The organism is Allobosea sp. 05T439, from assembly GCF_056396005.1.
On the sequence record NZ_JBFTKP010000019.1, the window covers coordinates 43,762 to 56,336 of the forward strand.

Sequence of the window (12,575 nt, forward strand, 5' to 3'; positions counted from 1 at the left end):
CGTCAATTCGTCGCGATCGGGGTAACCGCGTCGCCGTCGCGCACGAAAGTGCCCGCGCGCGCGACCACGGTCTCGCCTTCGGCGAGACCGGAGGTGATCTCGATCCGGCCGTTTCCGGTCAGTCCCAGCGTCACCTTCTTGGTGCTGACCTTGCCGTCCTTGACGCTCTGCACCAGCGCTCCATTGCGCGAATAGGTGATGGCGGAGAGCGGTAGGGTGATGCTCGTCTTGCGCCCGGTTTCGATCACCCCGCGAGCAAAGGAGCCAAGCGCGACCGGCGGATTATCCTTAAGGGCGATTCGCACGCGCCCGAGCCGAGACGCCTTGTCGACCTGCGGTGCAATCAACCTGATCTCACCGACGAGCGGCTTCTGGGCTCCCGCCGGCGTGACTGCGACCCTCTGGCCGAGCTTAAGCGAGCTAAGTTCGACCTCCGCGACATCCGCCTCGAGTTCGATCGCACCATCGGCGATGATGCGGAAGAGGGGTTCGGTAGCGGCCAGGGGCGCCATGGCGCCAAGCTTGGCGCGGCGCTGGCTGACGATTCCGGCTGCGGGAGCCTTGATCTCGGTACGCGCGAGCTTCACGGCGATATCGCGCTCCTGCGCCTTGGCCAGCGCAAGATCTGCTGTCGCGATGGCAAGCGCATGCTGCGCCGAGTTGACGCGGGCGACCGTCGTCCTCGCCGCCGCGGACCGGAGATCGAAGGTCTCGATGCTGGCATTGCCCGAATCGCGCAGGGCCTTGGTCCGCTCGAAAGCATTCTCGGCCTGAACACGATTGGCTTCCGCTTCGCTGACCTGGGCCCTGGCCTGGGCGATCGCTGCTTCGGCACGCGCGATCTGTGCCTCGTTTTGGGTGTGAAGGACGTCAAGCGTCGTCCGAGAGAGGCGTGCCAGCACCTGGCCMGCCGTCACGCGGTCCCCCTCTTCCGCAAGGATCTCGACGAGCGCGAAGCCATCGATCTCTGGCGAAACCAGAACCTCGTCGCGCGCGATCATCGAGCCGGAGACCACGACGCTCTGCACGATTTCCGCGGTCGTGGCCGGGGTAACCGTCACGGCCGGGCCATGGGCGGGAGCCGTTGCCTGCGCGGCCGCGCTGGCTGGCGTCTGGGCCGAGGCCGAGACAGACGGCAGCAGCGCCAGGGTCAGCAGGGACAGGGCAGCCAGGCGCGTCAGCGCGAGGGGAAGCGGCAACATGGTGATAACCTTCGAATCAGTCATGGCTGATTTGTGTGTGGGGATTGCAGGCGCATTGCCTGAGCCAATCCGCGCATCGCGGTGAACATCGTCTCGGCAGCAGCTTCGGTGTCGAAATTCGGATCCAAGGCGCGCCGGCAGAAGAAGCCGTCGGCAAGCATCGACATCGCCTGCAGGAAGCGGACCTCGTCGAGATCGGCCGGCAGCTCGCCGCCGTCCTTGGCCGCGGAGACCGCGACCGTCAGGCCTGTCATGACCATGCCGTCGATATCGGCGCACATCGCCGCCATTTCCGGATTGCGTGCGGCTTCCGCCCAGATCTGCAACGCGATGATGGCCTTTTCGCGCGGCTCATCGACGAGATGCCGCCGCGCAAGTGCCTCGAGCTGGTCAAGGAGGTTGCCGGCGCGCGGATCAAGCGCCGCGAAATCTGCGACGATCGAAGCCCGGTCCCGCTCGGCCATCCCAGCGATGATCACGTCCTTGGAGGCGAAGTAGCGGTAAAGATTGCCCGGGCTCATGCCGGCCTCGGCCGCAACGTCATTCATCGTTGCGGCATGGAAACCGGCGCGCGCGAAGACGCGCTCCGCCGCATCGAGGATGCGCGAATGGCGCTCCGTCAGGGCGCGCTCGGAAGAGGCGAAGGCAAAGGGTGGTGGCAAACGAGGAATCCGAAATGAGAATGAACGTTCATTCTCATGACCTATCGTGAACTTGAAGTCAAGAAGCGTGCGCTCCCGGCGGAATCAGGGCGCCGCCATGCAAAAAACACCTGCGCGCCATGCAACCCTGGCGCATGAATTGCTTGCTCGGTCCCGCATGGAACCGCATTGTCAGTTCATGGATGGATGGTGCGCCACTGGGCGCGACCTTGGCGCGTGAGCGATCCGAAGCCCGTGATGAACGATCAGCCCTTTCGTCTCAGCGCTGCCCGCAAGCTCCGCTCCCCCCTTCGCCCCATCAGGAACAGGCCGGCACCGAAGCCTGTCCTGATCGTCCTGCACCAGGAACATTCGACCTCCGGCCGGGTCGGCCGCCTTCTGGCGGCGCGGGGGCACGCGCTCGATATCCGCAAGCCGCGCTTCGGCGATCCGCTCCCGGTGACCATGCGCGATCATGCCGGCGCCGTGATCTTCGGCGGCCCGATGAGCGCCAACGACCCCGATGATTTCGTCAAGGCCGAGATCGACTGGATCGGCACCTGCCTGAAGGAAGAGGCCCCCTTTCTCGGCATCTGCCTGGGCGCCCAGATGCTCACGCGACATCTGGGCGGCACCGTCTACACGCACCCGCAGGGCCGGGCCGAGATCGGCTATTACGATCTTGCGCTGACGGAAGCCGGGCATTCGCATGCGAGCGAGGCCGGCTTCGCCTGGCCCTCGACCGTGTACCAATGGCATCGCGAGGGCTTCGATTGCCCTAGCGGCGCCGAATGCCTCGCAACCGGGGGCGATTTCCCGGTCCAGGCCATTCGCTCGGGCCCCAAGGCCTATGGCATCCAGTTTCATCCCGAGGTGACCCCGGCGATGATGTGCCGCTGGTCGGTGCGCGCGCATGAGCGCACCCTGATGCCCGGGGCCCAGCTGCGCCATCAGCATCTCGAAGGCTGGTATCGCTATGATCCCGCCGTCAGGGCCTGGCTCGACGGCTTCCTCGACCACTGGCTGCACGTGCCGGTGGATGGAGAGACCTCCCTCGCATGACCCGTACCTCGCTTGTCCTCGGCGCCGGCATTGTCGGCGTCTCCTGTGCGCTCGCGCTGCAGAAACGCGGCTTCATGGTCACCCTGATCGACCGGCGCGAGCCCGGCAGCGAAACCTCCTACGGCAATGCCGGCGTGGTCAGCCCGACCTCCGTCGTCCCGCTCAACAATCCCTCGCTCTGGAAGAGCCTGCCGAACTATCTCGGCAACCAGCACGCTGCCGTGCGCTATCGCTGGGGCCACCTGCTGCGGAATCCCGGCTGGGTCCTGCGCTTCCTCGCCGAGACGCGCCCATCCCGTCTCGCGCCGCGCGTTGCCGCACTCCAGGGTCTGACGGCTCAGGCCCTGACCTTGCACAAGGCGTGGATGGCAGAGGCTGGAATCAGCCATCGCCTGCGTGAAACCGGTACGCTGAAGCTCTGGCGCAGCGAGGCCGGTCAACAGGCTGCCCGCACCGAGCAGCAGTGGCTCGAGGATCATGGCTTTCGTGCCGACTATCTCGATCGGCAGGCCCTTTCGGCGGTCGAGCCCGATCTCAACCCGATCTTTTCGGCCGGCCTGTGGTTGCGGGACAACGGCTCGGTCGACTGGCCGCAGGCCGTGGTCGCAGCCTATGCGGCGCTCTTCGCCGCGCGCGGCGGCAAGATCGTCCGCGCCGCCGCCTCAGGGCTCTCCAGGACACCCCAGGGCTGGCGCGCTACGACCGATTCCGGCAGCTTCGATGCCGGAATCGCCGTGGTCGCGCTCGGCCCATGGAGCACCGACCTGCTGCACCCGCTCGGGCTGAGCGTCCCGCTCAATGTCGAGCGCGGTTATCACCGCCATTACAAGGCAGGCGACGGGCGCAGCCTTTCGCGCCCGTTCTACGACGTCGAATCCGCCTACTTCCTCGCGCCGATGGAAAAGGGCTACCGTCTGACCAGCGGTGTCGAGCTCGCAAACCGGGATGCGCCTTCGAATTTCGCGCAGATCGACGCCGTCCTGCCACGGGCGAAGGAAGCATTTGACCTGACCGAGGCGACCGAAGCCACGACCTGGCGCGGAGCCAGGCCGACCCTGCCCGATTCATTGCCGATGATCGGGGAAGCGCCGCGGAATCCCGGTCTCTGGCTCGCCTTCGGCAGCCAGCATATCGGCTTTGCGACGGGGCCCGTCACCGGCGAAATCCTGGCTGCGCAGATCTGCGGCGAGAAGCCGATCGCCGATCCGGCCCCATTCGCGCCGACGCGATATCTCTGATCCCGAGGATCCGGTCGCGCGCCCAGGCGAGCCCGATATCGCCAATCAGTCTCCGGCGCATCGGGCGAGAGCCGAAGCCTCTCCCCGAAATGCGCCCAGGACGCCTAAGCCGGCGCAGGCCGTCGCGTCAGACGACCACCCCGTCGAATGAGTGGCGCCTCAGACCTGCCGCGCCACCATCATCTTCTTGATCTCTGCGATCGCCTTGGCCGGGTTCAGGCCCTTCGGGCAGGCATTGGCGCAGTTCATGATCGTGTGGCAGCGATAGAGCCGGAAGGGGTCTTCCAGGTCGTCGAGGCGCTCGCCGGTGGCCTCATCGCGGGAGTCGATCAGCCAGCGATAGGCCTGAAGCAGCACGGCAGGACCGAGATAGCGGTCGCCATTCCACCAGTAGCTCGGGCAGGACGTCGAGCAGCAGGCGCAGAGGATACACTCATAAAGGCCGTCGAGCTTCTCGCGGTCCTCCTTGCCCTGCGCCCACTCCTTCTCCGGCGCCGGCGTCGTGGTCTTGAGCCAGGGCTCGACCGAAGCGTGCTGCGCATAGAAGCGTGTGAGGTCCGGCACCAGATCCTTGATCACCGGCATATGCGGCAGCGGATAGATCGCGACCTTGCCCTTCGAGCCGCACTCATCGATGCCAGTGGTGCAGGCCAGCCCGTTCTTGCCGTCCATATTCATGGCGCAGGAGCCGCAGATGCCCTCGCGGCAGGAGCGCCGGAAGGTCAGCGTCGGGTCGATCTTGTTCTTGATCCAGATCAGCGCGTCGAGGACCATCGGTCCGCAATCCTCGCGGTCGACATAATAGGTGTCGGTGCGCGGATTCTCGCCGGTATCCGGGTTCCAGCGATAAACCTTGAACTCGGTCAGCTTCTTGGCGCCGGCCGGCTTCGGCCAGGCCTTGCCTTCGGTCAGTCGTGAGTTCGCGGGGAGATTGAATTCGGCCATCGGTCAGATCGTCCTCAATACACCCGCGCCTTGGGCTTGATGTACTCGATATCGTTCGAGAGCGTGTAGGTATGAACCGGGCGGTCGTCGAGCGTGACGGTCCGCTTCTCGTCGTCGATCCAGGACAGGGTGTGCTTCATCCAGTCCTTGTCGTCGCGTTCCGGATAGTCCTCGCGGGCATGGGCGCCGCGGCTTTCCGGTCGGTTCAGCGCCGAATCCATGGTGACGACGGCCTGCGTGATCAGGTTGTCGAACTCGAGCGTCTCGACCAGATCCGAATTCCAGATCAGCGAACGGTCGGTGGTCGCGATGTCGGAGGCACCGGCCCAGACCTCGTGGATCAGCTTGTGGCCTTCCTGCAGCGTTTCGCCGGTGCGGTAGACGGCGCAGTTGTCCTGCATCGTCTTCTGCATGCGGTTGCGCAGCTCCGCCGTCGGGGTGCCGCCCGAGGCATTGCGGAACTTGTCGAGGCGGGTCAGCGCGAGATCGGCCGAGGACTTCGGCAGCTCGGGCTGCTTTTCGCCCGGCGTCACGATTTCGGCGCAGCGCAAGCCGGCGGCACGTCCGAAGACGACCAGATCGATCAGCGAGTTCGAGCCGAGGCGGTTGGCGCCATGCACCGAGACGCAGGCCGCTTCGCCGATCGCCATCAGGCCAGGCACCACGGTATCGGGATTGCCGTCGACCTTGGTCAGCACCTCGCCATGATAGTTCGTCGGGATGCCGCCCATGTTGTAGTGCACCGTCGGCAGGACCGGGATCGGCTCGCGGGTGACGTCGACACCGGCGAAGATCTTGGCGCTCTCCGAGATGCCCGGCAGGCGCTCGTGCAGGATCTTCGGGTCGAGATGGTCGAGATGCAGGTAGATGTGGTCGCCGTTCTTGCCGACGCCGCGTCCGCCACGAATCTCCATGGTCATTGAACGCGAGACGACGTCGCGAGAAGCCAGATCCTTGGCGGAGGGAGCGTAACGCTCCATGAAGCGCTCGCCCTCGGAATTGGTGAGATAACCGCCCTCGCCGCGAGCCCCCTCGGTGATCAGGCAGCCGGCGCCATAGATGCCGGTCGGGTGGAACTGCACGAACTCCATGTCCTGCAGCGGCAGGCCGGCACGCAGCACCATGCCGCCACCGTCGCCGGTGCAGGTATGGGCCGAAGTCGCCGAGAAATAGGCGCGGCCATAGCCGCCGGTCGCCATGATCGCCATCTTCGAGCGGAAGCGATGCAGCGTGCCGTCATCGAGCTTGAGCGCGATCACGCCGCGGCAGACGCCATCCTCGTCCATGATCAGGTCGATGGCGAAATATTCGATGAAGAACTCGGTGTTGTAGCGCAGCGCCTGGCCATAGAGCGTGTGCAGCATGGCGTGGCCGGTGCGGTCGGCGGCAGCGCAGGTGCGCTGGGCCGGAGGACCGTTGCCGAAATCGGTGGTCATGCCGCCGAAGGGACGCTGATAGATCTTGCCGTCCTCGGTGCGCGAGAACGGCACGCCCCAATGCTCGAGCTCATAGACGGCCGCCGGCGCATTGCGCACGAGATACTCGATCGCATCCTGGTCGCCGAGCCAGTCCGACCCCTTGACGGTGTCGTACATGTGCCACTGCCAGGTGTCCTTGCCCATGTTGCCAAGCGAAGCGGCAACGCCGCCCTGCGCCGCGACGGTGTGCGAGCGGGTCGGGAACACCTTGGAGATACAGGCAGTCCTCAGGCCCGCCTGCGAGCAGCCGACCGTCGCGCGCAGTCCCGCGCCGCCGGCGCCGACAACCACGACGTCGAAGGTGTGATCGGTGATCGGATAGGCCTGGCCTGTATAGGCCGGGACCGATTGGGCTCTGGTGATCGCCATCGGGTTCAGCCTCCGAAAGAGAGTTTCAGGATCGCGAAGACGCAAGCTGCGCCGATCGCGATCGCAAAGAAGGTGTTGGCCATCACGGCGAGGATCTTCAACCCTTCGTGGTGGACATAGTCCTCGATCACGACCTGCATGCCGAGACGCATATGGACCGCGCCCGACAGGGTGAAGAGCAGCATCAGGATCGCGACCAGCGGGTGCGAGAGCGTCGCGACAGCAGCCGCATAGGGCTTGCCGAAGAGCGAGATCACAACGCCGAGGAAGATGATCGTCAGAAAGACGTTCGCCACGGCGGTGACGCGCTGCAGCCAGAAATGGCCGGTGCCGGACTTGGCCGAGCCGAGACCGCGAACGCGGCCGAGCGGGGTACGCATGGAAGAATTTGACGACATGACGAAACTCCTCAGCGCATCGCGTAGGCGACGATCCAGAGCAGGATCGTCAGGCCCGCCGAGACGAAGACGCTGTACTTCGCCATATTCATGCGCGTCTCGGGGTCGTAGCCGTACCCCATGTCCCAGACGAAATGGCGCAGGCCGCCGACCATGTGGTGCAGCAGCGCAAAGGAATAGCCGAACAGCACGAGGCGCCCCAGGAAGGAGCCGGCGATCGCCTGAGCCGTTTCATAGGCCCCCGGCCCCGAGGCGGCGGCCACGAGCCAGGCGGCGATGAGGACCGTGCCGGCATAGAGCGCCGAGCCGGTGACGCGATGCGCGATCGACATCGCCATGGTCCAGGACCAGCGGTAGATTTGCAGATGCGGCGAAAGCGGGCGCGCGATCGGTTTGGTTTGGGCCAAGGTGAACTCTCCGACTCTGCGGCCCGCCGGGGGCCCGATCCATTTGGGAATGGTTCTAGAGTGATTGGCTCTCTATAGAAACCGTTCCCGCGCTGCAATGCGAGGCAGCGAATCGGTGGTTACATAAATCTCAATCTGTAACTTTATGCTTACGCGTCAGCGCGGCAACAGCACCCAATAATCGAGATCGAGGATGACACCACCGGCATATTGATCGCCCAGCTTCAAGGGGTACTCCCCGCAAGGCAGGTTCTTGGTCGCGACGAGACGCAGACGCAGGGCGCCGACATCGCTGCGGCCCGGCAACTCGGCCTTCTCCAGCACCTCGCTCCAGGCATAGACCGTATCGCCCGCGAAAAGTGGCGCGACATGCCTGCCACCATTGATCGCCGCGATGTGAAGGCCGTTTCCGAGACCGTTGTACGATAGGGCACGGGCCAGGCTGATGACATGGCCGCCATAGATCAATCTCTTGCCGAAACGCGTCTCGCGCGCGCCGTAGGCGTCGAAATGCACCTTTGCGGTGTTCTGGTAGAGACGGGTGGCAAGCTGATGCTCGGCTTCCTCCACGGTCATGCCGTCGACATGGTCGATGCGTTCGCCGACCGCATAATGGCCCCAGCGAAACGCCGAGCCCGCGAGCGCATCGTCATAGGCGGTGAGATCCAGTGTCGGGCAGCCCTCGCCAAGCTCTTCGGGAGCGACGACCTTCGGAAGTTCGGGCACCTGCTCGGCATGCGCCGGGGCTCCCGGTTCGCGTTTGCGCACCAGCACCCAGCGCGCATAGCTCAGCACGATTTCGCCCAGTTGGTTCCGGCCGATCGAGCGGACATAGACGATGCCGGCATCGCCCGCCGAGGTCTGCTTCAGGCCGATCACCTCCGAGGTGGTCGACAAGGTGTCGCCCGGATAGACCGGCCTGAGGAAGCGCCCATCCGCATAGCCGAGATTGGCGACGGCATTCAGCGAGACGTCCGGCACCGTCTTGCCGAAGACGATGTGGAAGACCAGCAGATCGTCGACCGGCGCCGCGGGATATCCGACCGCGCGTGCAAAACTGTCCGAAGACTGGACCGCGAAGCGCGGCCCATAGAGCGCCGTATAGAGCGAGACGTCGCCGCTGGTCACGGTCCGTGGCGTGGCATGGACGATCGTCTCGCCCAGCCGGAAATCCTCGAAAAAGCGGCCAGGGCTGGTTTTGGAAGCGGGCAGCGTCGCAGTCTGGGACATCGGCGTCTCGCGTCTGGTCGGGCAGGCGGATTGTGCGCCGCCGTGAGAGCCTGCGTCCAGCCCCGTGCCGCTGCGACGATGGGGTAATGCGCACGCCCGGAATGGTCGGCCGAGCGACGACCATTCATCGAACGAGCCTCGCGGCCCTCCGTCGCGCCGCGACAGGAAGAGGCGCGCAGCCTAGGCTACAATCGCCTGCAGCTTGGCGAGATCGACATTCGCGCCGCAGACCAGAACGCCCAGGCGCTCGCCCGGAGCCGGCTTGTAGGCTCCCGAGATCAGCGCGCCGAAGGCGGCCGCGCCACCGGGCTCGACGGCCAGCCGGAAATCGCGCCAGAGCCGCGCCTGCGCCTCGGTGATGGCGGCATCCGGCACGAGCGCAACGTGATCGACCGTGTCCTTGCAGGCGTCATAGACCAGCTGGCCGACATTGCGGGCGCCGAGCGAATCCGCGGCCACCGAGGCGACATCGACCGCGACCGGTCCCTTGGCTTCGAGCGCCGCCTGCAAGGCACGCGAGCCCGCGGGTTCGACGCCGACCACCTTGACCTTCGATCCCGCGAACCAGGAGGCGACTCCCGAGATCAACCCGCCGCCACCGACTGCGACAAGCACCGTATCGAGATCGGGCTCCTGCAAATCCCACTCGCGCCCGAGCGTGCCCTGACCGGCGATGGTCTCGACCGCGGCGAAGGGATGGATCTTGAGCGCGCCGTTTTCCGCGACGAAGCGATCGCAGGCAGCCTGCGCATCGTCATATTGCGCGCCGCCGACCACGGCCTCCGCGCCGAAGCGCCGGATCGCCTCGATCTTGGCCGCGGGCGAAATCTCCGGCACGAATATCGTCGCCTTCACGCCGCGTTCGCGCGCCGCATAGGCCACCGCCGCACCGTGGTTGCCCCCGGATGCAGCAGAAACCCCTGCAGCAGGCACCGGCAGGGACAGCAGGTTGTTGAAGGCGCCGCGCGTCTTGAAGGACCCCGCATGCTGCAGGCATTCGAGCTTGAGCGAGATGTCCCCCACGGACCCGAGCGCCCCCTTGCCCAAGCGCATGATCGGCGTCACGCGAGCATGGCCGGCGATGCGCGCGGCAGCCGCCTCGATCATGGAATGGGACACCGGACGGTCGGACATGGCGCGATCCTGATAGGCTGGGCGATCCGGCGCGAAGGTCCAGATCGCGATGGGAAGCCCGTGGCTATCGCGTCCCGGCGGATCGGGGAAGGGCTTTCCACGCCCGCCCCGGATGTGCCTGGCGACGATCAGCGCCGCGAACGCATCCAGCATATCGTCTGCAGCAGCTCCCCGCGGCGGCCGTGCGTGAACGCTCTCGACCGGCAAGCCTGCCGCGATCAGAAGTGCCCGTCGTTCGGCCATGCCCTCGGGGTTGATCGCCCCTCGGACCTTCTTCGGGCTCAGAAGAGGAGCGCCGCGCATCGTCCGAAAGGCAAGTTCGGGATGGGTTTCATAGACGTGCTCGCGCCACACCGGCTCCTGCCTCAACAAGCCGTCGATCTCCCGGATCTTTGGGAACAGAAAGAAGCCCTGCTTGGAGACCTTGCGCGGTGGCTCGGAGGTCCCGACGGCCACGCCGCAAGCCTCCAGATACTCTGCAGCCTGGACTGCCGAGCGCGAGGGAATGGAGAACACCGAGGATTGCCGCTCGCCGAGCAGGCTGCGCACCGCCTGCTCGGGGCCACGTCCGGAGCCGACAATCCGGTCCGGCAGGCCGATCGGCATATCGACCGCCACGAGATCGGGCGGCGCCGATCCCGCAAAGAGCTCGGAGAAATGCGAGATCACGCGCAACTGCGGACGCAGGGGCGTAGCGTCGCCCAGGATCGCAGCGATCCAGCCCGCCTTGCAGCCGTCGACGCCGGCGATCCAGCCCATTCGCCCCCCTCTTCACCTTTCGATGAACTGTCGTTGCATTGCAGTCACGTCTAGTGTGCACTGCAGCGAAATTCGATCAGCCGTCGTTAAGGAGTATCCCATGACAGCGATCCGCCCACGCCGCAGCGTCCTGTATATGCCTGGTTCGAATGCCCGTGCGCTCGAAAAGGCTCGCGAGATTGCCGCCGATGCGCTGATCCTCGATCTGGAGGATGCCGTCGCCCCGGATTCCAAGGACATGGCGCGCGAGCAGGTCTGCGCCGCGGTGAAGGCCGGAGGCTATGGTCGGCGCGAACTGGTCATTCGGGTGAACGGCGTCGACACGCCCTGGTTCGAAGCGGACCTCGCCGCAGCGACCGAGGCCAGGCCCGACGCGATCCTGATCCCGAAAGTGTCGGCCCCCGAAACCTTGATCGAGATCGGCCACAAGCTGACCGGCCTTTGGGCAGATCCGGCCATCCGGATCTGGGCGATGATCGAAACGCCGCTCGCCGTCCTGGACGCGGCGCGGATTGCCTCGGCGGCGAAGGATCCCTCGACGCGGCTCGCCTGCTTCGTGATGGGCACGAACGATCTCGCCAAGGAAACCCGCGCTCGCTTCGTGCCTGGCCGTGCGCCGATGCTGCCTTGGCTGGTGACGGCCATCCTCGCCGCCCGTGCCCATGGCATCGACATCGTCGACGGCGTCTACAACGATCTCAAGAACGAGGATGGCTTTGCGGCCGAATGCGCGCAGGGCCGCGATCTCGGCTTCGATGGCAAGACGCTGATCCATCCCTCACAGGTCGCTGCGGCCAACGCCGCCTTCGCGCCGGATGATCATGAGCTTGCCCGCGCCAAGGCGATCATCACCGCCTTCGAACAGCCGGAGAATGCCGACAAGGGCGCGATCCAGCTCGACGGCCGCATGGTCGAGCGGCTTCATGCCGAGATGGCCAGGCGCGTCGTGGCGCTGAGCGAGGCGATCGCGGCGTAACCTGCGCGATGCCCGGCCTTGCGCCGGAGGCCCGTATTGATCGGGGTAACGGGACGAGATCATGGCCGGGACAGGCCCGGCCATGATGGAGAATACCGGGCGTCTGCCCTCAGCCCTTGGCCTTCTTTGCCCGCTCCATCGCCTCGACGATGAGCTGCTTTGCCTTGGTGGCGTCACCCCAGCCGGTGAGCTTCACCCATTTGCCGGGCTCGAGATCCTTGTAGTGCTCGAAAAAATGCTGGATCTGGTCGAGCGTGATCTGCGGCAGGTCGGTGTAGTTGTGCACGTTCTCGTAGCGCTTGGTGAGCTTGGGCACCGGCACGGCGATGATCTTCTCGTCACCGCCGCCCTCGTCCTCCATCATCATCACGCCGATCGGCCGGACCGCGATGTAGGAGCCGGGAATCAGGGGGCGTGTATTGGCGACCAAGACATCGCAGGGGTCGCCATCCTCGGACAGCGTATGCGGGATGAAACCGTAGTTCCCGGGATAACGCATCGGGGTGTAGAGGAAGCGATCGACGAAGAGCGTGCCGGCTTCCTTGTCCATCTCGTACTTGATCGGCTCGCCACCAATGGCCACCTCGATGACCACATTGACTTCGTCGGGCGGATTCTTGCCGATGGAGATGGCATCTAGGCGCATGGGTCATACCTGTTGAGACAAAAAACTGGCGCGCCTTATGCGCGCTGTAGCGCAAAAGTCCAAGCCCGACCTTTAGGCGGACGGGGCATC

12 protein-coding genes are annotated in these 12,575 nt (G+C 65.5%); 3 read left to right on the forward strand and 9 right to left on the reverse strand.

Annotated elements, in window-relative coordinates; all coding sequences use genetic code 11:
* Positions 1–2: 2 nt before the first annotated feature.
* Positions 3–1,202, reverse strand: coding sequence for an efflux RND transporter periplasmic adaptor subunit (locus AC1DIO_RS21270; protein ID WP_441492730.1), 1,200 nt, complete (start codon positions 1,200–1,202; stop codon positions 3–5).
* Positions 1,203–1,222: 20 nt separating this feature from the next.
* A complete protein-coding gene (locus AC1DIO_RS21275; RefSeq protein WP_441492729.1) occupies positions 1,223–1,864 on the reverse strand; it encodes a TetR/AcrR family transcriptional regulator in 642 nt (213 codons plus the stop codon).
* A gap of 237 nt (positions 1,865–2,101) precedes the next feature.
* Here AC1DIO_RS21275 and AC1DIO_RS21280 point away from each other — a divergent pair, with 237 nt between their 5' ends.
* Both AC1DIO_RS21280 and AC1DIO_RS21285 read left to right on the forward strand, forming a co-directional pair.
* The gene (locus tag AC1DIO_RS21280) at positions 2,102–2,905 is read left to right on the forward strand and encodes a glutamine amidotransferase (RefSeq protein WP_441507427.1); all 804 of its coding nucleotides are present in this window, start codon (positions 2,102–2,104) and stop codon (positions 2,903–2,905) included.
* On the forward strand, positions 2,902–4,143 hold the full coding sequence (locus AC1DIO_RS21285; protein WP_441507428.1) for an NAD(P)/FAD-dependent oxidoreductase: 1,242 nt from the start codon (positions 2,902–2,904) through the stop codon (positions 4,141–4,143). Before AC1DIO_RS21280 ends, AC1DIO_RS21285 begins: the two co-directional genes overlap by 4 nt.
* A gap of 159 nt (positions 4,144–4,302) precedes the next feature.
* Here AC1DIO_RS21285 and AC1DIO_RS21290 read toward each other — a convergent pair whose 3' ends face one another.
* The 6 genes from AC1DIO_RS21290 to AC1DIO_RS21315 form a co-directional block, all read right to left on the reverse strand.
* A complete protein-coding gene (locus AC1DIO_RS21290) occupies positions 4,303–5,088 on the reverse strand; it encodes a succinate dehydrogenase iron-sulfur subunit (protein ID WP_069878688.1) in 786 nt (261 codons plus the stop codon).
* A 14-nt stretch (positions 5,089–5,102) separates the two neighbouring features.
* On the reverse strand, positions 5,103–6,935 hold the full coding sequence (sdhA, locus tag AC1DIO_RS21295) for a succinate dehydrogenase flavoprotein subunit (protein WP_043242101.1): 1,833 nt from the start codon (positions 6,933–6,935) through the stop codon (positions 5,103–5,105).
* Between the two features lie 5 nt (positions 6,936–6,940).
* A complete protein-coding gene (gene sdhD / locus AC1DIO_RS21300) occupies positions 6,941–7,333 on the reverse strand; it encodes a succinate dehydrogenase, hydrophobic membrane anchor protein (RefSeq protein ID WP_069878686.1) in 393 nt (130 codons plus the stop codon).
* Positions 7,334–7,344: 11 nt separating this feature from the next.
* Positions 7,345–7,740, reverse strand: a complete 396-nt coding sequence (gene sdhC / locus AC1DIO_RS21305; RefSeq protein WP_441507429.1) for a succinate dehydrogenase, cytochrome b556 subunit — start codon at positions 7,738–7,740, stop codon at positions 7,345–7,347.
* Between the two features lie 156 nt (positions 7,741–7,896).
* A complete protein-coding gene (locus AC1DIO_RS21310; protein WP_441507430.1) occupies positions 7,897–8,970 on the reverse strand; it encodes a MaoC family dehydratase in 1,074 nt (357 codons plus the stop codon).
* A 180-nt stretch (positions 8,971–9,150) separates the two neighbouring features.
* Positions 9,151–10,863: a serine/threonine dehydratase gene (locus AC1DIO_RS21315; RefSeq protein ID WP_476854040.1), complete on the reverse strand. Its 1,713-nt coding sequence runs from the start codon at positions 10,861–10,863 to the stop codon at positions 9,151–9,153.
* A gap of 100 nt (positions 10,864–10,963) precedes the next feature.
* Between AC1DIO_RS21315 and AC1DIO_RS21320 the strand changes: the two genes are divergently transcribed.
* Entirely contained in the window at positions 10,964–11,839 is an 876-nt protein-coding gene (locus AC1DIO_RS21320; protein WP_441507432.1) for an HpcH/HpaI aldolase/citrate lyase family protein, read from the forward strand.
* A gap of 109 nt (positions 11,840–11,948) precedes the next feature.
* Here the strand turns inward: AC1DIO_RS21320 and ppa are convergent, their stop codons facing one another.
* Positions 11,949–12,485 carry an inorganic diphosphatase gene (gene ppa, locus AC1DIO_RS21325; protein ID WP_441492722.1) on the reverse strand — a complete coding sequence of 179 codons (537 nt, stop codon included), beginning with the start codon at positions 12,483–12,485 and terminating at the stop codon, positions 11,949–11,951.
* Positions 12,486–12,575: the final 90 nt, after the last annotated feature.

Excerpts from the sequence above, each read along its gene's own strand:
- AC1DIO_RS21280 (WP_441507427.1), top strand. The coding sequence starts at position 2,102 with ATGAACGATCAGCCCTTTCGTCTCAGCGCTGCCCGCAAGCTCCGCTCC.
- AC1DIO_RS21285 (WP_441507428.1), top strand. The coding sequence starts at position 2,902 with ATGACCCGTACCTCGCTTGTCCTCGGCGCCGGCATTGTCGGCGTCTCC.
- AC1DIO_RS21290 (WP_069878688.1), bottom strand. The coding sequence starts at position 5,088 with ATGGCCGAATTCAATCTCCCCGCGAACTCACGACTGACCGAAGGCAAG.
- sdhA (WP_043242101.1), bottom strand. The coding sequence starts at position 6,935 with ATGGCGATCACCAGAGCCCAATCGGTCCCGGCCTATACAGGCCAGGCC.
- sdhD (WP_069878686.1), bottom strand. The coding sequence starts at position 7,333 with ATGTCGTCAAATTCTTCCATGCGTACCCCGCTCGGCCGCGTTCGCGGT.
- AC1DIO_RS21310 (WP_441507430.1), bottom strand. The coding sequence starts at position 8,970 with ATGTCCCAGACTGCGACGCTGCCCGCTTCCAAAACCAGCCCTGGCCGC.
- AC1DIO_RS21315 (WP_476854040.1), bottom strand. The coding sequence starts at position 10,863 with ATGGGCTGGATCGCCGGCGTCGACGGCTGCAAGGCGGGCTGGATCGCT.
- AC1DIO_RS21320 (WP_441507432.1), top strand. The coding sequence starts at position 10,964 with ATGACAGCGATCCGCCCACGCCGCAGCGTCCTGTATATGCCTGGTTCG.
- ppa (WP_441492722.1), bottom strand. The coding sequence starts at position 12,485 with ATGCGCCTAGATGCCATCTCCATCGGCAAGAATCCGCCCGACGAAGTC.